The following is a 24,467-nucleotide window of genomic DNA, read 5'->3' as shown; positions in this document are numbered from 1 at the left end:
GCTCACCCCCCCGCCAGGAGTTGTTCGCCCGCCCCCACCACCAGAAAGCTCAAGATCCATGACCGACCGCCAAAGCCGCCGGCACCGCTCACACCACCCCCATCCCCTCCCCGGTACCGACCGCAGCCGTCCTCTCCGCCGGAACCACGCCGAGCACGGCCCCCCGACCCGTCCGCACAATGCCAACCGCCCGCACCCGATACCCACCCACGACAGGGGGGCCTAGAGGACGGCGGGTACGGCAAGTACGGCGCGGACGCCGAGGCTCACCGCCGCGACCCCGTAAGGCCCGCACCCGGCGTCCCGAAATACCTGGCGCGGTGCCCGATGAGCTGTCCTACGCGCCTCCCCATGAGCCACCTGACGAGCATCCCCGCCGACCCCATCCGACCCCGCCGACCCCATCCGACCCCGCCGACCCCATCCGACCCCGCCGACCCCATCCGGCCCGGCCGGCCCCCGCCTCCCGCCCCCGCCCCACGCCGACCGGCGGACCCTGCTCCCCGTAGCGCCCTGCTTCCCGCGGCGGACCCCGCTCGCCATGGCCGTCCGGTCGTCCGTGTCCTGGGCGCCCGTACCCTGAGGGGGTGAGCACCACGCCCGAACCCGAAGCGGCTTCCCAGGACGGAGCAGCCGAGACCGAGGCACCGACCCCGGCCCCGACCCCGACCCCGGCGAGCGCACCCCCGGTGCGTCCGGCGCCGCGGGGTGCGGCGGCTCTGATCTTCGACGATCCGCTGAGCCGGCAGTCCTCGGACGACACCGACCGCGGCTGGGGTGAGCGCCCGGCGTCCGCGGACAGTGCGGCCGACCTCGCCCGCTTCCTCGACGAAAAGCCGCCCCACCACCTCTGAGCGAGGCGAGGGGGCGGCGTGTGCCGACCGCGGGTGCCCGCTACTGCTGCGTCTTCTGGCTGATGATGGTGCCCGCCGCCGAGGCCGCGCCCGGTGCCGCGGAGGTGCCGTTGCGCTGGGCGAGCAGGGCGTCCCGGATCTCGGTGAGCAGCTCGATCTCGGTGGGTGCCGCCGGGGTGTCGCTGACCGGCTTTTTGGCGTCCTGGCGGGCCTTCCACTTGTTCATCGGAAGGATCATGAGGAAGTAGACGACCGCCGCGGTGATCAGGAAGGTCAGCGCCGCGCTGAGCACCGAGCCCCACAGGATGTAGATGCCGTCGGTGAACTGGCCGGTCTTCTTGTCCACGGTGCACGTGGTCAGGCAGGCCTGGTAGTTGTCGAGGTTCTTCGAGCCGAGCGCACCCACGATCGGGTTGATGACGCCCTTGACCACCGAGGTGACGATGCTCGTGAACGCCGCACCGACCACGACCGCAACGGCGAGTTCGATGACGTTGCCGCGCATCAGGAATTCCCTGAATCCCTGGAGGACGCCCTTGTTCTCGCCCTTTTTCTCGCTCACCTGACAGCCTCTTTCCACGCTTGCTCCGGACGGTGCACCGACAATCGGCACCGCAACTTACGGCAGGGCGGGGCAGGGATGTCCAATCGCGCAACACGAACCAGCGATCGACCGGCGCGTCGGTGCGGGTCCGGGCGATATGGCAGCGGTTCGTGCGGGGGCGGGCCGTGGGGCGGTGGACCGTAGGGGGTGGATGAGCCCGCGGTGGGGTTCGTACGGTGACCGGAACGGTCGTCCCGGGTGCGAGAGGAGCCGCCGTCGGGTCGGTCGTCGGTTCGGCGATCGCGACGGCGAGGGGTTCGGCGGTATCGATAGCGGCGTCGGTATCGGTGGTGCGGGCGCGCCTTCGTAAGAGGCGCGCGGGTGCCCCGCCACCCGGAGAAGTTTTCCGTGCGTCGGACGGGGACGCCACTCGATCTTGGGGCGGAGTCGGCGGGACAGACATGATCACCGACCCCCGGCGGGTGGAGTCGCCGCGGGGCAGGCGGGCGTGGTGGCGGCTCGTACGGGCCCGTTCGATACGCCGGTGGCCAGTGCTGCGGCGGTGATCGCCAGGGCGGCGGTGAGCAGGCGCTGCCGGTGGGCCCGCCGCCCTCGGGTGCGGGCGCCGGCCACCCGTACCGGTGGGAAGTGCGGCACTTCACATCGAGGGGGAGTGGGGAGCGGGGGCGCCGGGAAGGGCGGAGGGATGAGCGCGGGACCGGGGACGGGGGCGCGTGGGTCGGGGGAGGGACGGGGCATGGTGATCACCGCCTGCGGGTGGGGAATCGGCTTCCCGGGCCCGCCGTTCGGGCCCGGTGAACATCACCGTGCCGCATTCCGCCGCCGCTCGCTCCGCGCTGTGGACAGACCCGGGATTGTGGATAACCCCGTCACCCGGGAGGGGCCGTGAGCCCCTCCTCGCCGGTGTATTCGCCGGTACCTCGCCGACGCCTCCCGGCGCCGCGGTACCCCGGTGCCCGGCTCCCCTGGCCCCGGCACCCCCGCCGCTACGGCAGCTCGATGCCCAGGTCCCACCCCTGGTGCGCGTCGGTGCACAGGCAGTCGCGGGCGGTGTTCTCGGGGAGGGCGGCGACGGTGTCGAAGAGGACGTCGCGGAGCCGGCTGACGTTCTCGCCGAAGACCTTGAGGACTTCCTCGTGGGAGACGCCGTCGCCGGTCTCGGTGCCCGCGTCCAGGTCGGTGACCAGCGTCAACGACGTGTAGCAGAGGCTCATTTCGCGGGCCAGGACGGCTTCGGGGTGGCCGGTCATGCCGACCACCGACCAGCCCTGGGCGGCGTGCCAGCGCGATTCGGCGCGGGTGGAGAAGCGGGGGCCCTCGATGACGACGAGGGTGCCGCCGTCGACGGGTTCCCAGTCACGGCCGCGGGCGGCGGTGAGGGCGGCCCGGCGCCCGGTGGGGCAGTACGGGTCGGCGAAGGTGAGGTGGACGACGTTGGGGATGCTGCCGTCGGGGAGCGGTTCGCCGTCGAAGTAGGTCTGGACGCGGCCCTTGGTGCGGTCGACGAGCTGGTCGGGGACCAGGAGGGTCCCTGGCCCGTATTCGGGGCGCAGGCCGCCGACGGCGCACGGGCCGAGGACCTGCCGGACGCCGAGGGAGCGCAGCGCCCACATGTTGGCGCGGTAGTTGATGCGGTGCGGCGGGAGGTGGTGGCCGCGGCCGTGCCGGGGCAGGAAGGCGACGGAGCGGCCGGCGATCTCGCCCAGGAACAGGGAGTCGCTCGGGGGCCCGTAGGGGGTGTCCACCGTGATCTCGGTCACGTCGTCGAGGAACGAGTAGAACCCCGACCCGCCGATTACGCCAATCTCCGCGTCTGCCATGCCGGTCACACTATCGGGGTGCGGTGGCGGGCCGGCCGGGGACCAGGGGAACGGGCGGGACGAGCGGGGCGGCCGGCCCGCGCCCCGCGACGCAGCGGACCCCGCCGCCCCCTCTGGCGGGGGCGGCGGGGTCCGGAGAAGCTGAGGTCAGGCGGCGGAGCTGGTGCTCGCCGAGCCCGAGGTGCCGGCGGACGCCGCGGCCGACGGCTTGCTGTCCGAGGAGCCGCTCGACGAGGAGTCGGACGAGGACGTCGAGGACGACGAGCCGGTCGACGAGGAGGAGCTCTTGGCGGGGCTGCTGCTGGACGACGAGCCGCGGCTGTCGTTGCGGTAGAAGCCCGAGCCCTTGAAGACGATGCCGACCGCGGAGAACACCTTCTTGAGGCGTCCGTTGCAGCTGGGGCACTCGGTGAGCGCGTCGTCGGTGAACTTCTGCACGGCCTCAAGGCCCTCGCCGCACGCGGTGCACTGGTACTGATAGGTCGGCACTTGACTTCCTCCTGGCACTCTCACTCATTGAGTGCTAACGACGCTCCATATTGCAGTATTCCCGCGCATCAGTCCACCGTGGCCGGCATACGGTGACCGACTCCACGTCCGGCTCCCGTCCGGCTCGGCGCCGGTCTCCGGGGCCGCTCCCGCAGCTGGTCGGGCGCCGGGCCGGACGTTTCGGACGTCCGGCCCGGCGGCCCGTCAGGCGTTCGCCAGCTCGCGGTCGTGGTCGTCGCGGACCGGCCCGGAGACGTCCGCGGCGTCGTCGGCCGACCCGGCGACCACCTTCGAGGACCGCGGCAGCAGGTGCGTCCGCAGCGCCAGCAGCACGACCAGCGCCAGCGCGGTGCCGGCCAGCGGCACCAGGAACCCGGCGCTCGGGCCGAAGCGGTCCGCCAGCTGGCCGGCGGAGGTGGCCGCGGCGGCCTGGCCCAGCGCGACCGCGCCGGTCAGCCAGGTGAAGGCTTCGGTGCGGGCGGCGGCCGGGACCAGCGACTCGACGAGGGTGTAGCCGGTGATCAGCGCGGGGGCGATGCACAGGCCGACGACGAGGCCGGCGGCGCCCAGCAGCGGCACCGACGTCACCGTCCACAGCGGGGTGGTGGCCAGCGCCAGCAGCCCGTAGGCCACCAGCAGCCGGCGGCGCGGGCCGACCTTCCAGGCGATGGCGCCGCAGGCGATGCCGGCGAGCATGTTGCCGCCCGCGAAGATCCCGTAGAGGACGCCGTTGATGCCGGGCTGCCCGATGTGCTCGGTGAGCGCGGTCAGCGAGACCTGCATCCCGCCGAAGACGGAGCCGATGCCGAGGAACGCCACGATCAGGACGCGGACGCCGGGGACGGACAGCGCCGAGACGCGGGATCGGTCGTCGGCCCGACCCCGGTGGACGGGCGGCTGGGTGCGCCGCTGGGAGGCGAACAGCAGGCCGCCGGCCAGTGACAGCGCGGCCTCGGCGACCAGGCCGGCGGCCGGGTGGATACCGGTGCACAGCGCGGTCGCCAGCACCGGGCCGACGACGAAGGTGAACTCGTCGGTCACCGACTCGAAGGCGGCGGCCGTCGGCATCAGCGGGCTGCCGCCCAGCTTCGCCGCCCAGCGGGCCCGCACCATCGGGCCGACCTGCGGCGTCGAGGCGCCCGTGGGGACGGCCACCGCGAGCAGCGCCCACAGGGGGGCGTGCGCGAGGGCCAGGGTGATCAGAGCCGAGACGCCGGCGACGTGCACCAGGACGCCGGGGATGAGGACGGCGCGTTGGCCGAAGCGGTCGGCGAGCTTGCCGCCCTGCGGGGCGAACAGCGCCATCGAGACGCCGGTGGCGGCGGAGACCGTGCCGGCGGTGCCGTAGGAGCCGGTGGTGGACTGGACGAGCAGCACGATGCCGATGGTCAGCATGGCGAACGGCTGCCGGGCCAGGAAGCCGGGCAGCAGGAACGTCCATGCTCCGGGGGTGCGCAGCAGACGTCCGTAACCGGGACGGGAGTCCTTGACCGCGGATGCCACGGCCGGGCCTTTCTGCCGCCTGGTAGCGCTGCCCCGCGAGGTCGTCACGGGTACGCGCCGAGAGCTGTCCTCTCGCGCAGGACCGAGTGATACCGCGTGGTCCGCACCTGAGGGGTGGCTGCGTGTGGCAGAGGACCGCGGCCGCCGAGCGGTCGCGCCAGCTCTGCGTCAGGCAGAGGTGGTTCGTAATCCGTCAAATTTCTGTCTTCATACTACAGGTCGAAAGCGGTGAAGCCCTGGGATTAACCAGGGCTTCACCGGGATTTCCTTGGGATCCGTGGAGAGATAGAGCACATTCGCGGCCGGGCGGGGCAAGCCGGGCCGGGCGCGGTGCCGGCCCCGGCCGAGCTGTGCGCGCCGGCTCAGCCGCGCCGCGGGCGCCGCTCGGCCCCTCCCCGGGGCGCGCCGGTGCCCAGCCAGCCGGCCAGCTTGCCGCCCTGCGAGACGGCCTGGAGCCGCCGCTCGGCCGCGTCGCGCACCGGGTCGGTGGCGACCACCAGCAGCTCGTCGCCGCGCCGCAGCACGGTGCTCGGGGAGGGCACGAAGCTGGCGCCGTCCCGTACGACGAGGGTGACCGCGGCGCCCGCCGGCATCCGGAGCTCGCCGACCTCGACGCCGTGCATCCGGGAGACGGGCCCTATCGAGGTCGACAGCAGATGGCCGCGCAGCCGCTCCAGGGGCGCCGACTCGATGCCCAGGTCGGCGGCCTCCTCGCCCTCGCCGAGCCGCAGCCGGCGGGCCAGCCACGGCAGGGTCGGCCCCTGGATGAGGGTGTAGACGACGACCAGGACGAAGACGATGTTGAAGACCGTCTCGCTGCCGGGGACATCGCTCACCATCGGGATGGTGGCCAGCACGATCGGCACCGCGCCGCGCAGCCCGGCCCAGGACAGCAGCGTCTTCTCCTGCCACGGCATCCCGAACGGCAGCAGCGAGGTGAAGACGGACAGCGGCCGGGCCACGAGCGTCAGGATCATGCCGATGAGCAGCGCCGGCACGATGTCGTCGAGCAGGTTGTGCGGGGTGACCAGCAGGCCCAGCAGCACGAACATCCCGATCTGGCCGATCCAGCCGACCCCTTCGGCGAAGCCGCGGGTGGCCGGGGCGTGCGGGAGCTTGGCGTTGCCGAGGATGACCGCGGCCAGATAGACGGCGAGGAAGCCGGAGCCGTGCGCCAGTGCGCCGGCCGCGTACGCGGAGACGGCGATGGCCATCACGGCGATCGGGTAGAGGCCGGAGGCGGGCAGTGCCACGTGCCGCATGCCGTACGCGCCGAGCCAGCCGACGGCCAGTCCGACGGCGGCGCCGATCGCCAGCTCCAGCGCTATCTCGCCGAGGAGGACGTACCAGTGCTCGATCGGGCCGGCAGTGGAGAAGGCGACGACGAGGATGACGACAGGGGCGTCGTTGAAGCCTGATTCGGCCTCCAGGACACCGGTCAGCCGGGACGGCAGCGGCACGCTGCGCAGGACGGAGAAGACGGCCGCGGCGTCCGTGGAGGAGACCACCGCGCCGATCAGCAGGGCCTGGCGCCATTCCAGCCCGGCCAGGTAGTGCGCGCCGGCCGCGGTGACCCCCACGCTCACCGCGACGCCGAACGTCGAGAGCACCGCCGCCTGGGGCAGCGCCGGTTTGATCTCTTTCCACTTGGTGCCCAGGCCGCCCTCGGCGAGGATCACCACCAGGGCCGCATAGCCCAGGAGTTGGGTCAGTTCGGCGTTGCCGAAGACGACGCCGCCGATGCCGTCCTGCCCTATGGCGATGCCTATCCCCAGGTAGATGAGCAGGCTGGGGAGCCCGCTGCGCGAGGAGAGCCGTACCGCGGCAACAGCGACGAGCAGTACGAGCGAGCAGATCAGCAGGAGTTCGTTGAGGTGTTCGACAGTCAGGAGCTGATCCTTCCTCGCACGGGATCGGGGCGGACGGGTGAGTGGTCCTTACCGTATCTAGTTACTGACCCTAACAATTTACCATTGCTTGAAAGTTTAATGTGCCGGTGGTGACTCCGCGTAGGGGTCGCACAGGCCGTGCGCCTATGGTTGCTCCAGCACTCCCACCCTGCCCCTCGAAGGACAGAGATGCCCGCCAACAAGTCCGGACCGGCCCCCAAAAAGAAGAAGGGGCGGCGTGGCCGCCTCGTCGCGCTCACGGTCGTGCTGCTGCTCGTGGCGGGCGTCGGCTTCGGCGCGTACTGGAGCGTCAGCACCGTACGCGCGTCCTTCCCGGAGACCACCGGGTCGCTCAAACTCCTGGGCCTGACCGACCCGGTGGACGTGGTGCGCGACGCCAACGGCATCCCGCAGATCTACGCCGACACCGACCAGGACCTCTTCCGCGCCCAGGGATACGTCCAGGCCCAGGACCGGTTCTGGGAGATGGACGTCCGCCGGCACATGACCGCCGGCCGGCTTTCGGAAATGTTCGGCAAGAGTCAGGTCAAGAGCGACGAGTTCCTGCGGACCCTCGGCTGGCACGACGTGGCGCAGAAGGAATACGACACCAAGCTCTCGGCCGACACCAAGAAGAACCTCCAGGCGTACGCCGACGGCGTCAACGCCTACCTCAAGGACCATCAGGGCTCGGCGCTGTCCCTGGAGTACGCGGCGCTCGGCTTCCAGAACGACTACAAGCCCGAGAAGTGGACCCCGGTCGACTCGGTGGCCTGGCTCAAGGCGATGGCCTGGGACCTGCGCGGCAACATGAAGGACGAGATCGACCGCGCCCTGATGACCAGCCGGTTCACGCAGGCCCAGATCAACCAGCTCTACCCGGCCTACCCGTACCAGCGGAACCGGCCGGTCGTCGACGGCGGCGCGGTCGACCCGGCCACCAAGGAGTTCGACCCCAAGGCCGCCGCCGGCACCACCTCCGCCGGCGCCCCGGGCGCCGCCGGCGCGCGCGTCCACGCGCAGCTCTCCGCGCTGTCCACCACCCTCGACAAGATCCCGGCGCTGCTCGGCCCCAACGGCAACGGCATCGGCTCCAACTCCTGGGTCGTCTCCGGTGATCACACCACCACCGGCAAGCCGCTGCTCGCCAACGACCCGCACCTGGCACCGCAGATGCCCTCGCTCTGGTACCAGATGGGCCTGCACTGCCGCACCACCGGCCCCAAGTGCAACTACGACGTCGCCGGCTTCACCTTCTCCGGGATGCCCGGCGTCGTCATCGGCCACAACCAGAACATCTCCTGGGGCATGACCAACCTCGGTGCGGACGTCACCGACCTGTACCTGGAGAAGATCACCGCCGACGGGTACCTCTACGACGGCAAGCAGCAGCCCTTCGTCACGCGCAAGGAGACCATCAAGGTCGCCGGCGGGGAGAGCCGCCAGATCACCGTCCGCGCCACCAACAACGGCCCGATCGTCTCCGACCGCGACGACGAGCTGGCCGGCGTCGGCAAGGACGCCCCGGTGGCCAACGGCGCCCCCGACCGCGGCGACGGCTACGCCGTATCGCTGCGCTGGACCGCCCTGGACCCCGGCAAGACCATGGACGCCATCTTCGGGGCCGACCGGGCCAAGGACTGGACGGACTTCCGCAAGGCCGCCGCCGACTTCGAGGTCCCCTCCCAGAACCTGATCTACGCCGACACCAAGGGCAACATCGGCTACCAGATGCCCGGGAAGATCCCGGTCCGCGGCAAGGGCGACGGCAGCTACCCGGCCCCCGGCTGGGACCCCGCCTACCAGTGGACCGGCTACATCCCGCAGAGCGCGCTGCCGTACGAGTACAACCCCAAGCGCGGCTTCATCGTCACCGCCAACCAGGCCGTCACCGACGAGAAGTACCCCTACCTGATCACCAAGGACTGGGGCTACGGCACCCGCAGCCAGCGGATCAACGACCTCATCGAGTCCAAGATCAAGGACGGCGGCAAGGTCTCCACCGACGACATGCAGACCTTCCAGAAGGACAACAGCAGCGAGATCGCCCGGCTGCTGACCCCCTACCTGACGAAGATCGACATCAAGGACAAGTACGTCCGCGACGCCCAGCAGCTGCTCAGCGGCTGGGACTTCACCCAGGAGCCCGACTCCGCCGCCGCCGCGTACTTCAACGCCGTCTGGCGCAACACCCTCAAGCTCGCCTTCGGCAACAAGATGCCCAAGGAGCTGCGCGTCCAGGGCCAGTGCCTCTACGTCCGCCCGGCCAGCGACACCGGCCCCGCCGACGACCAGAACAAGCTGGTCCGCGAATGCGGCCAGCGGGCCGGCGACTCCGCCCAGCCCGACGGCGGCGACCGCTGGTACGAGGTCGTCCGGAACATCCTCGACGACCCCAACAACGCCTGGTGGAAGACCGAGGACCGGCCCGGCCACCCCGGCCTCAAGAACCGCGACCAGCTCCTCGCGCAGGCCATGAAGGACGCCCGCTACGAGCTGACCTCCAAGCTCGGCAAGAACATCGACAACTGGACCTGGGGCCGGCTCCACCAGATGGACCTCACGAACCAGACCCTCGGCAAGGACGGGCCGGGCTTCCTCCAGGGCCTGTTCAACCGCGGCCCGTGGAACCTCGGCGGCGGTGAGGCCGCGGTCGACGCCACCGGCTGGAACGCCTCCGGCGGCTACAAGGTCACCTGGGTCCCGTCCATGCGGATGATCGTCAACCTCGCCGACCTCGACAAGTCCCGCTGGATCAACCTCACCGGCGCCTCCGGTCACGCCTACAGCGCCCACTACTACGACCAGACCGACAAGTGGGCCAAGGGCGAACTCCTCCCCTGGGCGTTCGGCGAAGACGCCGTGAAGAAGGCGGGCAAGGAGACGCTGACGCTGTCGCCGTAAGGGATGCCGTCGCCGTAAGGACGCGCCGCGCCGCCGCGGCGAGCGCCACCGCCATCGGGCGGGCCGGAACCCTCCGGCCCGCCCGACCGCGTTACGGGGCACGGGAGTTCGGCGGTTTTCGGCCTTTCCCCGGGCTCCTTCGACGCGTTTTTGCCGCGGCCTTCGGACTCCCACCGCATCCCGCAGCCTTCCCCTTCTCCCCTTTCTCCCCCTACTTCGCTTTCTTCTGGTTCCTCTGGTTCTTCCGGTTCTTCCGGCGCCCCCGGCCACCGGGCCGCCCGCCGGTCCGTCCGCTCGGCGGCCCGGCCGCTCCGCCGCCCCGCCGCTCAGTGCCGGAAGCGGTGCACTCCCGACGGGGTCACCGCTGCATGCACCCGGCGGTCGTGCGGCTCCGCCGGGACCTCGTCCAGCACCTCGTCGTCGTGGAGCAGCACCACCAGCGACGTCCGCGCGCCGGCCCCCTCCAGCCGCGCCAGCACCCGGTCGTACGAGCCGCCGCCGCGCCCCAGCCGCAGCCCCGTACGGTCCACCGCCAGCCCCGGCAGCAGCACCACGTCCGCCCGCGTGACGGCCTCCGGCGTCAGCCGCTCCCCGTCCGGCTCGTGCAGCCCCCAGCCCGCCGGCACCAGGTGCTCGGCGCCCTCGTACACCGCCCAGTCCAGGTCGTTGTCCGGCAGCAGGACCGGCAGCAGCACCCGCACCCCGGCCGCCCGCAGCGCGTCGAGCAGCGACCGGGTGTCCGGCTCGCCGTCGATCGACACATACGCCGCGACGGTCGGCGCGGCGCCCTCCGGAGAGCCCGCCCGCAGCTCGTCCAGCTCCAGCACCCGGCGGGCCAGCGCGGCGCCCCGCTTCGCGACGACATCCGGCGGCAACGATCTCCTCACCTCCAGGAGATCCCGCCGCAACCTGCGCTTTCTCTCGTGGTCAACGCTCACCTGTGGCCTCGCTCGGTCTCTCATGCTCTCTTAACCGGACCCTCATCATCGTGCCGATCGGCCCGGTTAGGGTGGCGCGCATGACCACCCCATCGCACGCACGGATCAGCAAGGCTGTCATCCCGGCCGCAGGGCTCGGCACCCGCTTCCTGCCGGCGACGAAGGCCACACCCAAGGAGATGCTCCCGGTCGTCGACAAGCCCGCCATCCAGTACGTCGTGGAGGAGGCAGCCGCGGCCGGACTCTCCGACGTCCTCATGGTGACCGGACGCAACAAGCGCCCCCTGGAGGACCACTTCGACCGCAACTACGAGCTCGAAGAGGCGCTGCACCGCAAGGGCGACGGATCCCGCCTCGCCAAGGTCCAGGAATCCAGCGACCTGGCGACCATCCACTACGTACGGCAGGGCGACCCCAGGGGCCTGGGCCACGCCGTGCTGTGCGCCGCCCCCCATGTCGGCGACCAGCCCTTCGCGGTCCTCCTGGGCGACGACCTCATCGACCCCCGCGACCCCCTGCTGCGCCGGATGATAGAGGTGCAGGAACAGCACGGCGGCTCGGTCATCGCCCTCATGGAGGTCGACCCCGCCAGCATCCACCTCTACGGCTGCGCAGCCGCCGCCCCCACCGGCGACGACGACGTGGTCACCGTCTCCGACCTGGTCGAGAAGCCCGAGCCGGGCGAGGCGCCCAGCAACCTCGCCATCATCGGCCGCTACGTCCTCGACCCGGCCGTGTTCGAGGTGCTGCGCAAGACCGACCCGGGCCGCGGCGGCGAGATCCAGCTCACCGACGCCCTCCAGGCGCTGGCCGCCGACACGGGGCTGGGCGGCCCGGTGCACGGCGTGATCTTCAAGGGCCGCCGCTATGACACCGGCGACCGCGGCGACTATCTGCGTGCCATTGTCAGACTGGCATGCGAACGTGAAGACCTGGGCCCCGACTTCCGGGCCTGGCTGCGCAGTTACGTCACCGAGGAGATGTAGGACGTTGAACGGCACCACCGGCCAGACCAGCCACCCGGACCGCGTCTGGTCGGTGGCCGAGCACCTCGCCGACGTCCTGGCGGCGGTCCGCCCGCTGGAGCCGGCCGAGCGGCAGCTGCTCGACGCCCAGGGCTGCGTCCTCGCCGAGGACATCGCCGTCCCGCTGCCGCTGCCGCCGTTCGACAACAGCTCCATGGACGGCTACGCGGTCCGCGTCGCCGACGTCGCGGACGCCACCGAGAGCGCCCCGGCGGTCCTCACCGTCATCGGCGACGTCGCCGCCGGCAGCGCCGAGCTCCCCGCCGTCGGCCCCGGCCGGGCCGCCCGCATCATGACCGGCGCCCCGGTGCCGCCCGGCGCCGACGCCGTCGTCCCCGTCGAATGGACCGACGGCGGCACGGGCCGGGGGCCGGCCGCCACGATGCGCGCGCGCAGCGCCGCGCCCCAGGACGCGTCCGGCGAGGTCCGGGTGCACCGCCCGGCCACCGCCGGCGCCCATATCCGCCGGCGCGGCAGCGATGTCGCGGCGGGCGAGCCGGCGCTGCCCGCGGGCACGGTCCTGGGCCCCTCGCAGATCGGCCTGCTCGCCGCCATCGGCCGCGGCACCGTACGGGTCCGCCCCCGCCCCCGGGTCGTCGTGATGTCGACCGGCAGCGAACTGGTCCAGCCCGGCGAGGCGTTGGGCCCCGGCCAGATCCACGACTCCAACAGCTTCCAGCTCACCGCCGCCGCCCGCGAGGCAGGTGCCGTCGCCTACCGCGTCGGCGCCGTCGCCGACGACGCCGGCACCCTCCGCGCCACCCTGGAGGACCAGCTCGCCCGGGCCGACGTCCTGGTGACCAGCGGCGGCGTCAGCGTCGGCGCGTACGACGTCGTCAAGGAGACCCTGGCCGACCTGGCCGCGGACGCGGCGCCGAACGGATCCTCCGGTCCCGCCGTCACCGGCCGGGTGGAGTTCCGCAAGCTCGCCATGCAGCCCGGCAAGCCCCAGGGCTTCGGCCTCATCGGCGCCGACCGCATCCCGCTGCTCGCCCTGCCCGGCAACCCGGTCAGCTCCTACGTCTCCTTCGAGCTCTTCGTCCGCCCCGTCATCCGTACGCTCATGGGCCACCCCGACGTCCACCGCCCCACCGCCCGCGCCCGCTGCACCCGGGCCATCGGCTCCTCCCCCAAGGGCAGGCGGCAGTTCCTGCGCGGCACCTACGACCCGGTCGCCGGCACGGTCACCCCCGTGGGCGGCAGCGGCTCCCACCTGATCAAGGCGATGGCCCACTCCGACGCGCTGATCGTCGTCCCCGAGGACCTCACCGAGGTGCCCGCGGACGCCACCGTGGAGGTCATCCTGCTCGGCCACCGGTGAGCGCCGGCCGCACCGCCAGGGGAGAGGCCGCAGGGGAGAAGTCGCCCACCGGCAACGGGAAGTCGTATACCGGTAAGAGGAAGCCCGCGGCGGGTGCCCGGTAGCCCCCGGGGGTACGGTGTCGTCCCACAGGCGGCAGTTTGGACCGGGAGAACGATGAGCAGCGGCCAGCAACACCTCACCCATATCGACGCGTCGGGCGCGGCCCGGATGGTCGACGTCACGGCGAAGGACGTCACCGCCCGCACCGCCCGCGCCCGCGGCCGGGTCCTGGTATCGCCGCAGGTCATCGCGTTGCTGCGGGGTGAGGGGATGCCGAAGGGCGATGCCCTGGCCACCGCCCGGATCGCCGGCATCATGGGCGCCAAGCGCACCCCCGAGCTGATCCCGCTCTGCCACCCGCTCGCCGTCTCCGGGGTCACGGTGGACCTCGCCGTCGCCGACGACGGCGTCGAGATCACCGCCACGGTCCGGACCACCGACCGCACCGGCGTCGAGATGGAGGCCCTGACGGCGGTGTCCGTCGCCGCGCTCACCGTCGTCGACATGGTCAAGGCCGTCGACAAGGCCGCGGTGATCTCCGACATCCGCGTCGAGGAGAAGACCGGCGGCAAGTCCGGCGACTGGAGCCGGTCGTGAGACCCGCCCGCGCCCTGGTCGTCACCGCCTCCAACCGCGCCGCCGCCGGCGTGTACGAGGACAAGGGCGGCCCGCTGCTCGCCGACGGCCTGACCGCCATGGGCTTCACCGTCGACGGCCCCCGGGTCGTCCCCGACGGCGACCCGGTGGAAGCCGCCCTGCGCGCCGCAGCCGCCGAGTCCTACGACGTCGTCCTGACCACCGGCGGTACCGGCATCTCGCCCACCGACCGCACCCCCGAGGCCACCCGCCGGGTCCTGGACTACGAGGTCCCCGGCATCCCCGAGGCGATCCGCGCCGCCGGCCGCGCCAAGGTCCCCACCGCGGCCCTCTCCCGCGGACTGGCGGGCGTCGCCGGCCGGACCCTGATCATCAACCTGCCGGGCTCGACGGGCGGCGTACGCGACGGGCTCGCCGTCCTCGCCGACCTCCTCCCGCACGCCGTCGACCAGATCCACGGCGGCGACCACCCCAGACCCTCCGGGAGCCCCAGCTGAACGCGCCCTGGCCGGTGGTCCTGACGGACGGAGACATCTCCCTCCGCCCGATAAAGCTGCGCGACCAGCGCCCCTGGCGGGAGGTCAACCGCCGTAACCGCGACTGGCTGCGCCCCTGGGAAGCCACCGTCCCGCCGCCCCCGCCCGGCCTCCCGGTGCCGCACCGCCCGACGTTCCGTCAGATGGTCCGGCATCTGCGTGCCGAGGCGCACGCCGGCCGGATGCTGCCGTTCGTCGTGGAATACCGCGGCCGGCTCGTCGGGCAACTCACCGTCGCCGGCATCACATGGGGCTCGATGTGCTCGGGCCATATCGGCTACTGGGTCGACCACGAAGTCGCCGGCCGCGGCGTCATGCCGACCGCCGTGGCGCTCGCCGTCGACCACTGCTTCCACACCGTGGGACTGCACCGCATCGAGGTCTGCATTCGGCCGGAAAACACCCCGAGCCGTCGCGTGGTGGAAAAGCTCGGCTTCCGCGAAGAAGGCCTCCGCCCGCGCTACCTCCACATCGACGGCGCCTGGCGTGACCACGCGGTTTTCGCGCTCACCGCGGAGGAAGTGCCCGAGGGCCTCCTCAACCGCTGGCGGCGGCAGAAACCCAGTACGCCGGGAACACCCGGCGCATCCCACAAATGAAAAATCCGTTCGAATTAGTGCGCGAACGACACCGGATTCATCACGGGGCCATCGCAACAATCACAAAAAAAGTTCGAGATATCAGCCAGATCGTGCGACACACCGGCCCAATTGGCGGATGGCCCCACGCAAACCCCTCTACCGTGTGAGTTGTGAGAAGCAGCGGCCTCATCTACGCAGTCATCGTCGGGGCCTGGGCCGCCTACCTGGTGCCGATGTGGCTCCGTAGGCAGGACGAGCTCAACGAGGCCCGTCCGACCGAGCGCTTCAGCACTGCCATCCGGCTCCTGTCCGGGCGCGCGGCCATGCAGCGCCGCTACGACAAGGAGCAGGAGGCGTGCCCCGCCGGCGATGCGGGCGACGAGCAGGACCCGGACGCCGTGGACGGCCCGGACGGCCCGGTCGGCGTTCGGACCTTCGGCGACCCCGCAGCGGCCCCGGCGCCGCCCGCCGGCGCCGCCCCCGCCCGCCCCAAGGCGGCCCCGCCGCGCCCCACCCCCGCCGACCGCACCAAGCGCGCCAAGGTCCTCGCCCGTCGCCGGCGCACCATCACCATCCTCTTCCTCGCCTTCACCGCCGGCGCCGTCGCCGCGGCCGTGGGCGGCCTGCCCTTCCTCTGGGCCCCCGCCCTCCCCGCCATCCTCCTGACCGCGTACATCGTCTATCTGCGGGCCCAGGAGCGGCGGCGCTTCACCTTCACCATGGATCAGCGCAAGGCGGAGGCGGCAGCTCAGCGACTGCGGGAGGGTCGGCCCCGCCCTCCGCAGGCGGCCGACCAGCCGCCCGCCGCCGACCAGCAGCCCGCCCTCCGCGCTGACGCCGCCGACCCCGCCCTGGAGCCCCCGCGCTCCGCGACCCCCGCGCAGACCGCCGGCCGCCGCGCCCTCGTCGAGGAGACCGACCACGCCGAGTGGGTCGACCAGCAACGCGAGCGCGAGCGCCCGCGCTCGACCTCCGGCAGCTGGGAGCCCGTACCGGTACCCCTGCCCACCTACGTCACCGCCCCGGTCGCCCCCCGGGCCACCAGCCACGTCGACCTGGACGCCGAGGACGCCTGGAGCTCCGCCCGCTCCAGCGCCGCCCCCGATCACCCCCAGCCCGACAGTTCCCAGGACCGCCCCACCCACCCCGGGCGCCGCGTCCGCGGTCGCACCCCGCTCTTCGACCAGTACGAGGACGAGGACCGCCCCCGCGCGGCGAACGAGTGACGGCCCTCCGCTGACCAGCACCGGAAGCGATTTCCGAGCACCGCGACGGAGATGCTAGAGTTTCACTCGTCGCAAGGGCCTGTGGCGCAGCTGGTAGCGCACCTCGTTCGCAACGAGGGGGTCAGGGGTTCGAGTCCCCTCAGGTCCACCGCAGTAGTAGCAAGCACGACAAAGCCCCCGCCGGGATGATCTGGTGGGGGCTTTTTCGCGCCGTGCAGCAGCGAAGTACACCAACTACTGGGGATCCGCCGTGTTCCCGAGATGCCTGCCGAGCTTCCGCGGCGCATTGCGCAACGCCTTCCGCGTCGACTTGGAGGGCACGTGCGGGTAGAGCTCCATGGTGACGGCGATCTTGCTGTGCCGCAGGATCTGCATCGCGATCCAGGGGGGCACGTCGAGCGCGGCGAGCAGCGATCCACACGTGGGGCGTGTGTCGTGCAGCCGGATCCGTCGAACGCCGGCATCGGCCGACCGGGCGTCGAACTCCCGGTCGCGGTCCCGCGGTTCGACTGGAGTGCCGTAGCGCGTGGTGAACGCGGACCCGGAGTCCGACCGCGGTTCACCGGCCGACTTCTTGGCTGCCTCCTGAGCCTTCCGTCGAAGCCGATGGGCCGTCACGCAGAGGTCACGCAGATGTCAGGCAGGGGCAGCACCGCCGTTGCAGCCTCGGTCTTCGTCGCGGCATGTACGAGCTGTCGGGCGATGCGCTGGGGCTGCTGTTCCACCGTCGACCGCTCCGGCGCACGCGCCTGCCAGCCAGACCGGGAAAAACCCAGCACGCTAAGGTCCCCGGCAAGACCCAGGGCAAGAAGAAGCAAGCGGTAATTGATCAGGCCTGCTGCTCGCGGTTTCTCCGTGAGCGGGAGCTCTTCAGTGAGCCGGCGCAGTCAGCAAGGAACAGTTCGGAGCAGTTCGTGGAGTTGACCAGAATACGTCGCACCATGCTCGTCGTCCTCGGTGCGGTGCTCACCGTGGGTGGCTGCACGTCCGGTACGGCCGACAAGGCCGACGGTACGGCCGGCGGTACGGCCGGGGGTGCTCCGGCGACGCCCGCGGCGGGTCCGGCGGCGACCCTGATGATGGATGACATCACCGCGGTGTTCGAGAACGGTGCCACCGTTCCGCAGTACGCCTACATCACCGATCTGCACGACGGCTGTGGCTACACGGCGGGGTGGGTCGGGTTCTGTAGCCAGAGCGGCGACATGCTGGGGTTGGTCAAGTCGTACAACGCCGTCGCACCCCACAACGTGCTCGCGAAGTACACCGCCGTGCTTCAGCGACTGGCCGACTCGGGGAGCGAGGACACCGGCGCGCTGGGCGAGGCGTTCGTGCGCGACTGGAAGAAGGCGGCCCTGGACCCGGCCTTCCGGAGGCTACAGATCAAGGTGGGACACGCCACGTACCTCACCCCGGCCATGAAGCTGAGCGCGCAGGAGGGGGTGAAGAGCGCACTGGGTCTGGAGAACCTCTTCGACACCGGCCTGATGATGGGCCAGGCTTCCGGCGACTGCGACGGCATGGTGAAGATCGCCCAGGAGACCGACAAGGTCCTCGGGGGCAACCCGGCCTCCGGTGTGAACGAGGCGAAGTGGCTGGCCCGGTTCAACGCCGTCCGCCAGCAGCACATGAAGCACCCCTGCACTCCCGACCGCAAGAACGACTGGCCGCAGGCGGTCGACCGGTCGCAGGCGCTACAGGAGCTCGCGGACCACGGCGAGTGGGATCTGAAGGCTCCGCTGACCGTGAGCGCCGACTTCAAGATCTCCATCAGCAAACCGCAGGACTGACACACTTCCCGCCACCACCGTGGCCCCGGTCGTCAGCTTTGCTGACTCTTTTCGCGGGCTTAACGACTCCTCTACCGCACGCACGTTCTCAGCCACTAGTGTCCGGATCTTGTGCAGACCATTCCGGAGCGCGAGGCGCCCGCCCGGGACGAAGTGATGCCTGCGGCGTCCACGTCTCCAGATGTTCCCTCTCAGGGGCCTGCTGCGGCTGGCTCCCCGGCCGAGCCCGCCGATGACACGCTGCGTCTGAGCGGCAGACCGATACGGCGCCTCACTCCCAAACCCATATTCGTCGACGCGTCGGGTGGCCGCCGCAGACGGCTGCGCATCCTGGTGGCCGCGTTGGTGGCTCCGGCAGTGGCCTACGTCGCCCTGCTCGTCAGCACCCTCCTGGGCGGCCCGACCCTGCCGGCGCTGCTGCCGCACCCCATGCGGCCGAAGCCGGGCGCCGTCGCCGCGCACAAGACGCCCCGGGCCCGGACATCCCCCACGGCCACACCCACCGTCCAGCGGCATCGGAGCCCCGGCCCGAGGGCGGTGTCGAAGGCCGTCGGCGGCGCGTCCGCCAAGGGGAAGTCGCCCTCGACGGCGAAACCGTCCCCGACCGCGAAACCCTCCCCGCACCCGAAGCCGTCCGAGAGCCACAAACCGTCCCCCGGCCACAAGCCGTCCCCGCACCCGAAGCAGACCCCGACTGCGACGCCCTCCTTCCTGCCCACCCACGGCACGCTCTGACCCGCCTGACGATCCGCCAGGAACTTCTGGATCCCTGGGCCGCGCCCCGCAGTCCCCCACCGACTTCTTGCAGCGCCGCGCAGCCCTTCCTCCCTCGGCACTTCCCCCGCAAGCCGATCAGTTCCAGAACTCGTCACCCATCCAGAAATCACCGATGTGACCACTTCTCCACAGCGTGGCCGTACCGCCCGCGAAACGCCGGTGCGCACCCACTGGGTGCTGCTGGTGACCATGGTGCTGACCCTCACCCTCACACTGCTCATCGAGGGCTACACACAGCACATGTTCGGCTTCGAGGACGATGGCGGGAACCCTCCGCAGGGACCTGTCGACCAGGTGCCGCCCTCGGTCGAGAACGGCGGCCCGGTGATCTCGGCAAGCGGATCCAAACCGGTCTCGCTCACGCCGCCTGCGCACACCGTGGTGCTCACCTTCGACGACGGCCCGGACCCGACCTGGACCCCCAAGGTCCTGGCGACGCTGGAACGGCACCACGTGCCCGCGACCTTCTTCCTCGTGGGCACCGGCGTGGCCACACACCCCGAGCTGGCCGCCCGGATGGCGAAGGACCACGACGAACTCGGCTTGCACACCTTCACCCACCCCTATCTGCCCAGCCTGCCCAGCTGGCAGCGCACGATGGAGATGCGCGAGGACCAGCTCACGGTGGCCGGCGCCGCGGGTGTCACCAGCAACCTCTTCCGCCCGCCGTACTCGTCCAGCGCCGACGCGGTGGGCAACGCCGACTGGGCCACGATGCGGCAGCTCGGCAAGCTGGGCTACCTGACCGTGCTCGTCACCCAGGACAGCGAGGACTGGCAGAAGCCGGGCGTGCAGAAGATCGTCCGCAACGCCACCCCTCCCGGGTCCACCGGCCAGGTGGTCCTCTTCCACGACGCCGGCGGTGACCGCGCACAGACCGTGGCCGCGCTGGACACACTGATCCCGCGCCTCCAGGCGCGCGGCTACCGCTTCCAGACGGTCAGCCAGGCATTCCACCTCGCCGACGCCAACCGCCCGTCCTCGACCGGCGAGCACCTGCTCGGCGTCGGGCTGCTGTGGCTGCTCAAGGGGGCGCTCTGGGGCCTCAACGGACTCGACGTGCTGCTGCTCTTCGCCGGACTGCTGGGCATCCTGCGCGCGGTGATCTCCATGATCGCCGCAGCCAGGCACCGGCGGCAGGCCAGGAAGGCGTGGGGAGTGCCGGTCACCGAACCGGTGTCGGTGATCGTGCCGGCCTACAACGAGTCGGCCGGTATCGAGGCGACCGTCCGGTCCCTGATCGCCTCCGACCACCCGATCGAGATCATCGTCGTGGACGACGGCTCCAGCGACGGCACCGCCGACATCGTCGAGGCACTCGGCCTGCCGGGCGTACGGGTGATCCGCCAGCGGAACGCGGGCAAGCCCGCCGCGCTCAACACGGGGATCGCCGCCGCGTCGTACGAGATCGTGGTGATGATGGACGGCGACACGGTCTTCGAGCCGGACGCGGTCCGCCATCTGGTGCAGCCGTTCTCCGACCCGCAGGTCGGAGCGGTCTCCGGCAACGCCAAGGTCGTCAACCGGGGCGGCCTGCTGGGCCGTTGGCAGCACATCGAGTACGTCGTCGGCTTCAACCTGGACCGGCGGCTCTTCGACCTGGCCCGGTGCATGCCCACGGTGCCGGGCGCGATCGGTGCCTGGCGGCGGGCCGCGCTGGTGCGCGTCGGCGGTGTCTCCGAGGCGACACTCGCCGAGGACACCGACCTCACCATGGCGATCTGGCGTAACGGCTGGCGCGTGGTCTACGAGGAGAAGGCCATCGCCTGGACCGAGGCTCCCGCTTCCCTCGGCGCCCTGTGGCGGCAGCGTTACCGCTGGTGCTACGGGACCCTCCAGGCGATGTGGAAGCACCGCGGCGCCGTCCGCCAGAGCGGCGCAGCCGGCACCTTCGGCCGTCGCGGGCTGCTCTTCCTGCTGCTTTTCCAGGTGCTGCTGCCGTTGTTCGCGCCCCTGGTCGACGTGCTGAGCGTGTACGGGCTGATCTTCCTCGACCCCGTCCACGTGCTGCTGCTGTGGTGCTCGTTCCTGCTCATCCAGGTCGTCACCGGGGCCTATGCGTTCCGCCTCGACGGCGAACGGCTCGGACCGCTGTGGAGTCTGCCGTTCCAGCAGCTCGTCTACCGCCAGTTGATGTACCTCGTGGTAGTCCAGTCGGTCGCCACGGCCCTGTCCGGCAGCCGCCTGCGCTGGCAGCGCATGGAGCGCTACGGCTCCCACCAGGAACCACCGCTGTCACCGGCAACGGGGGCGGGGGGCTGACGGCAGGCGAGGGTGATCGCGGCCGACTCGCGCCAGTTCGCCTGCGCCTCGGCCGTGGCAGCCGCGCTCGCCTCCTCGTCGCCCAAGAGCCGGTACAACTGGGCCTGCCGCGAACGCATCGGCACGAGCCCCCAACGGGAAGTCCCGATGGGGGCTTTGGCGTGTGGCGTGCGGGGCGTGTCCGCGGTTCGGCGTGGCGCGGTGCGGTGCGGTCATCCCGCGATGCCGGCGACCGCTCCGACGACTGCCGCCGGGCCGTCTTCCGCCGCCAGTCGGTGGGCGGCGTGCTGAGCGCGGGCGCGGAGGGCGGGGGTGGCGGTGGCCTGGGTGAGGGCGGCGGCGAGGCGGGTGGCGGCGTCGTCGGGGGAGAGGGTGCGGGTGAGGGCGGTGAAGGGGATGGGGGGTGTGGCGGCGCCCCTGGTGTGCAGGCGGGCGGCCCAGAAAGGCTGGTCGGCGGTGACCGGGACGGGGACGGTGGGGATGCCGGCGCGGAGGGCCGCGGCGGTGGTGCCGGCGCCGCAGTGGTGGACGGCGGCGGCGACGCGGGGGAAGAGCAGGGCGTGCGGGACCTCGTCGATGGTGAGGACGTCGGGGGTGGTGGCGTCCGGTGCGGTGAGGCCGGCCCAGCCGGACTGGAGGATGCCGCGGACCTTGGCGCGGCGGAGGGCGCGGACGGCGAGGGCGCCGAGGCGTTCGCCCTCGCCGGCGGCCATGCTGCCGAAGCCGATGTAGACCGGGGGCGGTCCGGCGGCGAGGAAGTGCTCCAGGGTGGCGGGGAGTTGGGAGCCGGCGGGGAGGTGGGGCCACCAGTTGCCGACGATGTCCAGGCCGGGGCGCCAGTCCCGGGGGCGGGGGACGAGGAGTTCGCTGAAGCCGTGCAGGACGGGCCGGTTGGCGGCCTCGGTGCGGCGGCGGATCGTGCGGGGGGTGGCGGGCGGCAGGCCGAGGCGGGAGCGGAGGTCGCGGGTGGCGTCGGCGTGCAGGTGGTCGACGATGCGGAGGGAGAGCCGGCCGGCCGCGCGGTTGCCCCAACGGCCCAGGGAGCGGCTGCCGTTGACGACCGGGGCGAAGTCGCCGGTGGGGGCGGTGGGCTGAAGGGCGAGGCCGAGGGAGGGGATGTCCAGCGCCTCGGCCAGGTGCGCACCGAGCGGGGCGGTGGTGGTGGAGAGGAGCAGCAGGTCGGTGCCGGGTGCGGCGGCCTCGGCCATGCCGGTGCCCAGTTGGCGGATGAAGGCGGCGGCCCGGCGCATCAGGGCCCGTCGGGTGGTGGGTGCCGGGTCCGGGGTCTGCCCGTCGGCGGGGCGGGGGCCGCGCGGGTCGGCGGGGAGGCTGCGGAAATCCAGGCCGGCGGCGCGTACGAGGGGGGCGAAGGTGTCGTGGGTGGCGAGGGTGACGTGGTGGCCGGCGGCCCGGAGGCGGGCGCCCACTCCGGTGTACGGGGCGATGTCGCCATAGGAGCCGGCGGCGGTGATCAGGATCTGCACGGTATGCGGCCTCGGGTCGGGGCGGGGGGTGGTCAGGCTTTGGGGGGAGGTGGTGCGGGCGGGGCGGATGTGGTCGGCTCGGAGCGGGCCGGGGGCGTGGCGGGCCCGGTCGGCGTCGGAAGGGGCGGCTTTGGGGAGAGGTGGAACGCGGTCAGGGGGCGGTGGTGCGGTCGGGGCCGTCCGGGGGCGGCCGGCGGACGGCGTTGGCGTGGACGGCGGTGCGGAAGTACGGGGCGAGGCCGGGGCGCTGTTCGCCGGGCGGGACGAGCAGGGCGAAGGCGCGGGGGTCGGCGGCGACGTCGTCGGCGATCCGGCCGTGCATGGCGGTGGGGCAGGGGGTGAACCACCGGGAGATGTGCCGGCGGTGCTCCTCGGCGAGGTCCGTGGCGCGCTCGCCGTCCGGCGGTGCGCCGGCGTCGAAGGCGGCGGTCAGGCGGGCGCGCCAGTCGGCGGCCTCGGTCATGATCCGCGCCCAGTCCTCCTTGGAGTGGGTGGCGGCCCGGGCCATCGAGCGCCGGTAGCCGTCGCTGTGCCGCCACTTCAGGTCGGCCTCGGTGGCGTAGGTCAGGTCGAAGGCGATCTCCCCGAAGACCTCGAAGCGCTCCTCGGGGGTCAGCCGGACACCGGTCTGCTGGACCTCCATGGCCTGTTCGGCGACCTCGACCAGGCGCTGGAGCCGGGTGATCTCCTCGGTGAGCCGGCGGTGCCGGGCGCGCAGCTGGTCGAGGGCGTTGGACCGGGGGTCCTCCAGGACGGCGGCGATCTCGTCGAGCGGGAAGCCGAGCTCCCGGTAGAAGAGGATCTGCTGGAGCCGGGCCAGGTCGGCGTCGCTGTAGAGGCGGTAGCCGGCGGGGCTGCGGTCGCCGGGGGAGAGCAGGCCGGTCTTGTCGTAGTGGTGCAGGGTGCGGACGGTGATCCCGGCGAAGGCGGAGACCTGGCCTACCGAATATCCCACGGGAGCGCCTTTCGGAGGTGGTGGGTGTGCGGGCCGGCCGGCCGGGAGTGGGGCGTTCCGGCTGGTGGGACGCGGTGACGCGGCACGGTTCCCGCTGTGGATCAGGGTGTGGCCTGACGTCGGGTGAGGGTCAAGCGGCGGCGGGGAGGAGGGTGGGCTCCGGCGGGAGGGCGCCGGTTCGGGGAGACCCCCGTTACATTTGTCGGGAAGCAGGTATTCGCTCTTGTGTGCGTATTTCTGTACCGCTCCGTGCACACAGCGTGCAAGGGGGTGCAGATCCGCCCGTCGTCCGTCCGGCTGCCCGAGGAGCCCGCAGGAATCCGTGAGAAGCGACTCGTGAGACCCGTGAGATCAGCGACCGCGACCGTCCGCGCCGCCGGTGCCGCCGTCGCGGCGGGCGCCGTGCTCTTGGTCTCCGGGTGCGCGGGGCCGGACGGGCTGCTGCGGGACGAGGGGCCGGCGGTGGCGCCCGCGACCCGCTCCGGCTCCGTCTACGCGGCGGACGGCACCGGCCGCCCGCTCCAGCGCCCCGACTCCCTCCCGCTGGGCGACGCCGCCCGGCTGACCGGGCTGCGCTGGACGTCGTGGGGCGGGCCGACGGCCCTGGCCAGCGGCGGGCTCAGCGCGGACTGGTGCGCGCCCGAGTGCTTCCGCACGCCGTACGAGGTGAAGGTGACGCTGAGCGGGCTTCAGCGGCTGCCGGATTTCGCGTACTACTCCAGCGCCGGGGTCGTGGCTCCCCAGGTACGCGGGGAGCAGGCCGCCGAGCTGGGGCGGGTGAGCCTGCACCTGCCGGAGTTCTAGGGGGCGGCGGAGCCGGGGCGGGCGGGGACAGCGGGCGGCGGGGCCGGAGCAGAGGGAGACCACGGGGAGCGGCAGGGACGGGTCGAGAGGAAGGAGGCAGGAACG

At 72.2% G+C, this 24,467-nt stretch carries 21 protein-coding genes and 1 tRNA gene; 13 read left to right on the top strand and 9 right to left on the bottom strand.

Going from position 1 to position 24,467, the window contains the following annotated elements; all coding sequences use genetic code 11:
* Positions 1-587 precede the first annotated feature (587 nt).
* Positions 588-854 (top strand): hypothetical protein, encoded by a 267-nt coding sequence (locus tag IEZ17_RS29155; protein ID WP_189305313.1) that lies wholly within the window; start codon positions 588-590, stop codon positions 852-854.
* A gap of 40 nt (positions 855-894) precedes the next feature.
* Here the strand turns inward: IEZ17_RS29155 and IEZ17_RS29150 are convergent, their stop codons facing one another.
* The 5 genes from IEZ17_RS29150 to IEZ17_RS29130 all read right to left on the bottom strand — a co-directional run bounded on the left by IEZ17_RS29150 (position 895) and on the right by IEZ17_RS29130 (position 7,120).
* Positions 895-1,359, bottom strand: coding sequence for an MscL family protein (locus tag IEZ17_RS29150; protein ID WP_229852763.1), 465 nt, complete (start codon positions 1,357-1,359; stop codon positions 895-897).
* A 1,046-nt stretch (positions 1,360-2,405) separates the two neighbouring features.
* Positions 2,406-3,239 (bottom strand): S-methyl-5'-thioadenosine phosphorylase, encoded by an 834-nt coding sequence (locus IEZ17_RS29145; protein ID WP_189305309.1) that lies wholly within the window; start codon positions 3,237-3,239, stop codon positions 2,406-2,408.
* A gap of 147 nt (positions 3,240-3,386) precedes the next feature.
* Positions 3,387-3,728, bottom strand: a complete 342-nt coding sequence (locus IEZ17_RS29140) for an FmdB family zinc ribbon protein (protein WP_189305307.1) — start codon at positions 3,726-3,728, stop codon at positions 3,387-3,389.
* A gap of 204 nt (positions 3,729-3,932) precedes the next feature.
* Positions 3,933-5,231 carry an MFS transporter gene (locus IEZ17_RS29135; RefSeq protein ID WP_189305305.1) on the bottom strand — a complete coding sequence of 433 codons (1,299 nt, stop codon included), beginning with the start codon at positions 5,229-5,231 and terminating at the stop codon, positions 3,933-3,935.
* 362 nt (positions 5,232-5,593) lie between these two features.
* Positions 5,594-7,120 carry a potassium/proton antiporter gene (locus IEZ17_RS29130; RefSeq protein ID WP_189305323.1) on the bottom strand — a complete coding sequence of 509 codons (1,527 nt, stop codon included), beginning with the start codon at positions 7,118-7,120 and terminating at the stop codon, positions 5,594-5,596.
* Positions 7,121-7,309: 189 nt separating this feature from the next.
* On the opposite strand from IEZ17_RS29130, the gene IEZ17_RS29125 reads away from it, so the two are divergent.
* On the top strand, positions 7,310-10,024 hold the full coding sequence (locus IEZ17_RS29125) for a penicillin acylase family protein (protein WP_189305303.1): 2,715 nt from the start codon (positions 7,310-7,312) through the stop codon (positions 10,022-10,024).
* 326 nt (positions 10,025-10,350) lie between these two features.
* Here IEZ17_RS29125 and IEZ17_RS29120 read toward each other — a convergent pair whose 3' ends face one another.
* Positions 10,351-10,899, bottom strand: coding sequence for a 5-formyltetrahydrofolate cyclo-ligase (locus IEZ17_RS29120; RefSeq protein ID WP_229852762.1), 549 nt, complete (start codon positions 10,897-10,899; stop codon positions 10,351-10,353).
* 143 nt (positions 10,900-11,042) lie between these two features.
* Between IEZ17_RS29120 and galU the strand changes: the two genes are divergently transcribed.
* From galU to IEZ17_RS29085, 7 genes are all read left to right on the top strand, one after another.
* Positions 11,043-11,948 (top strand): UTP--glucose-1-phosphate uridylyltransferase GalU, encoded by a 906-nt coding sequence (galU, locus tag IEZ17_RS29115; RefSeq protein WP_189305299.1) that lies wholly within the window; start codon positions 11,043-11,045, stop codon positions 11,946-11,948.
* Between the two features lie 4 nt (positions 11,949-11,952).
* Positions 11,953-13,308 carry a molybdotransferase-like divisome protein Glp gene (gene glp / locus IEZ17_RS29110; protein WP_229852761.1) on the top strand — a complete coding sequence of 452 codons (1,356 nt, stop codon included), beginning with the start codon at positions 11,953-11,955 and terminating at the stop codon, positions 13,306-13,308.
* 156 nt (positions 13,309-13,464) lie between these two features.
* Entirely contained in the window at positions 13,465-13,947 is a 483-nt protein-coding gene (moaC, locus tag IEZ17_RS29105) for a cyclic pyranopterin monophosphate synthase MoaC (RefSeq protein ID WP_189305295.1), read from the top strand.
* Positions 13,944-14,444: a MogA/MoaB family molybdenum cofactor biosynthesis protein gene (locus IEZ17_RS29100; protein ID WP_189305293.1), complete on the top strand. Its 501-nt coding sequence runs from the start codon at positions 13,944-13,946 to the stop codon at positions 14,442-14,444. The genes moaC and IEZ17_RS29100 overlap by 4 nt, the downstream gene beginning before the upstream one ends.
* 14 nt (positions 14,445-14,458) lie before the next feature.
* A complete protein-coding gene (locus tag IEZ17_RS29095) occupies positions 14,459-15,082 on the top strand; it encodes a GNAT family N-acetyltransferase (protein ID WP_189305290.1) in 624 nt (207 codons plus the stop codon).
* A 152-nt stretch (positions 15,083-15,234) separates the two neighbouring features.
* Complete coding sequence (sepX, locus tag IEZ17_RS29090; protein WP_189305288.1) at positions 15,235-16,290, top strand: divisome protein SepX/GlpR; 1,056 nt, start codon at positions 15,235-15,237, stop codon at positions 16,288-16,290.
* A 75-nt stretch (positions 16,291-16,365) separates the two neighbouring features.
* Positions 16,366-16,438: transfer RNA gene (locus IEZ17_RS29085), tRNA-Ala, on the top strand.
* Between the two features lie 86 nt (positions 16,439-16,524).
* Here the strand turns inward: IEZ17_RS29085 and IEZ17_RS29080 are convergent.
* Entirely contained in the window at positions 16,525-16,908 is a 384-nt protein-coding gene (locus IEZ17_RS29080; protein ID WP_229852760.1) for a site-specific integrase, read from the bottom strand.
* A gap of 296 nt (positions 16,909-17,204) precedes the next feature.
* Here IEZ17_RS29080 and IEZ17_RS29075 point away from each other — a divergent pair, with 296 nt between their 5' ends.
* The 3 genes from IEZ17_RS29075 (at position 17,205) to IEZ17_RS29065 (ending at position 21,119) form a co-directional block, all read left to right on the top strand.
* Positions 17,205-18,080: a chitosanase gene (locus tag IEZ17_RS29075; RefSeq protein WP_189305287.1), complete on the top strand. Its 876-nt coding sequence runs from the start codon at positions 17,205-17,207 to the stop codon at positions 18,078-18,080.
* A gap of 345 nt (positions 18,081-18,425) precedes the next feature.
* Complete coding sequence (locus tag IEZ17_RS29070; RefSeq protein ID WP_189305285.1) at positions 18,426-18,815, top strand: hypothetical protein; 390 nt, start codon at positions 18,426-18,428, stop codon at positions 18,813-18,815.
* 231 nt (positions 18,816-19,046) lie between these two features.
* Entirely contained in the window at positions 19,047-21,119 is a 2,073-nt protein-coding gene (locus IEZ17_RS29065) for a bifunctional polysaccharide deacetylase/glycosyltransferase family 2 protein (RefSeq protein WP_506005266.1), read from the top strand.
* A gap of 212 nt (positions 21,120-21,331) precedes the next feature.
* Here IEZ17_RS29065 and IEZ17_RS29060 read toward each other — a convergent pair whose 3' ends face one another.
* Both IEZ17_RS29060 and IEZ17_RS29055 read right to left on the bottom strand, forming a co-directional pair.
* Positions 21,332-22,603 (bottom strand): glycosyltransferase, encoded by a 1,272-nt coding sequence (locus tag IEZ17_RS29060; RefSeq protein ID WP_189305282.1) that lies wholly within the window; start codon positions 22,601-22,603, stop codon positions 21,332-21,334.
* A gap of 151 nt (positions 22,604-22,754) precedes the next feature.
* A complete protein-coding gene (locus tag IEZ17_RS29055; RefSeq protein WP_189305280.1) occupies positions 22,755-23,558 on the bottom strand; it encodes a MerR family transcriptional regulator in 804 nt (267 codons plus the stop codon).
* A 345-nt stretch (positions 23,559-23,903) separates the two neighbouring features.
* Here IEZ17_RS29055 and IEZ17_RS29050 point away from each other — a divergent pair, with 345 nt between their 5' ends.
* Complete coding sequence (locus tag IEZ17_RS29050; protein WP_189305278.1) at positions 23,904-24,362, top strand: hypothetical protein; 459 nt, start codon at positions 23,904-23,906, stop codon at positions 24,360-24,362.
* Positions 24,363-24,467: the final 105 nt, after the last annotated feature.

Source organism: Streptomyces albospinus (genome assembly GCF_014648695.1).
Taxonomy (GTDB): Bacteria; Actinomycetota; Actinomycetes; order Streptomycetales; family Streptomycetaceae; genus Streptomyces; species Streptomyces albospinus.
This window is presented reverse-complemented; position numbering and strand designations above follow the sequence as displayed.

Bases quoted from the DNA above. Each gene is read 5' to 3' on its own strand.
- IEZ17_RS29150 (WP_229852763.1), bottom strand. From the start codon at position 1,359: ATGCGCGGCAACGTCATCGAACTCGCCGTTGCGGTCGTGGTCGGTGCG.
- IEZ17_RS29145 (WP_189305309.1), bottom strand. From the start codon at position 3,239: ATGGCAGACGCGGAGATTGGCGTAATCGGCGGGTCGGGGTTCTACTCG.
- IEZ17_RS29125 (WP_189305303.1), top strand. From the start codon at position 7,310: ATGCCCGCCAACAAGTCCGGACCGGCCCCCAAAAAGAAGAAGGGGCGG.
- galU (WP_189305299.1), top strand. From the start codon at position 11,043: ATGACCACCCCATCGCACGCACGGATCAGCAAGGCTGTCATCCCGGCC.
- moaC (WP_189305295.1), top strand. From the start codon at position 13,465: ATGAGCAGCGGCCAGCAACACCTCACCCATATCGACGCGTCGGGCGCG.
- IEZ17_RS29065 (WP_506005266.1), top strand. From the start codon at position 19,047: ATGGTGCTGACCCTCACCCTCACACTGCTCATCGAGGGCTACACACAG.